The sequence below is a fragment of the Hydrogenophaga sp. A37 genome (assembly GCF_002001205.1).
Taxonomy (GTDB): domain Bacteria; phylum Pseudomonadota; class Gammaproteobacteria; order Burkholderiales; family Burkholderiaceae_C; genus Hydrogenophaga.
This window is the reverse complement of the sequence record NZ_MUNZ01000012.1, coordinates 1-1,112: the sequence shown is the minus strand read 5'-3', so window position 1 is coordinate 1,112 and position 1,112 is coordinate 1. Positions and strand designations below refer to the sequence as shown.

Here is a 1,112-nt window from a genome sequence, read left to right as displayed (position 1 = left end):
ATGGGGTTGATCAGCTTGACCGTGATCGACACGTTGTCACCCGGCATCACCATCTCTTTGCCTTCAGGCAGCTCGATGGCACCCGTCACGTCCGTCGTGCGGAAGTAGAACTGGGGGCGGTAGTTGTTGAAGAACGGCGTGTGACGGCCACCTTCGTCTTTGGACAGCACGTAGATCTCGCCGGTGAAGTGCGTGTGCGGCTTGATGGAGCCGGGCTTGCACAGCACTTGGCCGCGCTGCACGTCTTCGCGCTTGGTGCCGCGCAGCAAGATACCGACGTTGTCGCCAGCCTGGCCCTGGTCCAGCAGCTTGCGGAACATTTCCACGCCCGTGCAGGTGGTCTTCTGGGTATCAGAGATACCGACGATCTCGATTTCTTCGCCAACTTTGACGACGCCACGCTCGATCCGACCGGTCACCACGGTGCCACGACCCGAGATGGAGAACACATCTTCCACGGGCATCAGGAAAGCACCGTCCACGGCGCGCTCAGGCAGCGGAATGTAGGTGTCCAGCGCTTCTGCCAGCTTCATGATGGCCTCTTCGCCCAGCGGACCCTTGTCGCCTTCGAGGGCGAGCTTGGCCGAGCCGTGCACGATGGGGGTCTTGTCGCCAGGGAAGTCGTACTTGTCGAGCAGCTCGCGCACTTCCATTTCAACGAGTTCGAGCAGTTCGGCATCGTCGACCATGTCGCACTTGTTCAGGAACACGATGATGTAAGGCACACCCACCTGACGGGCCAGCAGGATGTGCTCGCGGGTCTGGGGCATGGGGCCGTCAGCGGCCGAGCACACCAGAATGGCGCCGTCCATCTGGGCGGCACCGGTGATCATGTTCTTCACATAGTCGGCGTGGCCGGGGCAGTCAACGTGGGCGTAATGGCGGTTGGCCGTTTCGTATTCCACGTGGGCGGTATTGATGGTGATGCCGCGGGCTTTTTCTTCCGGAGCCGCATCGATCTGGTCATAGGCCTTGGCTGCGCCGCCGAACTTGGCCGCCAGCACGGTGGTGATGGCCGCCGTCAGCGTCGTCTTGCCATGGTCCACGTGACCAATGGTGCCCACATTCACGTGCGGCTTGGTCCGCTCAAATTTCTCTTTTGCCATTTTTCA

1 protein-coding gene is annotated in these 1,112 nt (G+C 61.1%); it reads right to left on the bottom strand.

The features are described from left to right. A partial coding sequence (gene tuf, locus B0E41_RS00055; RefSeq protein ID WP_077327325.1) for an elongation factor Tu occupies nt 1–1,106 on the bottom strand: 1,106 nt, incomplete at its 3' end. Nucleotides 1,107–1,112 lie beyond the last annotated feature (6 nt).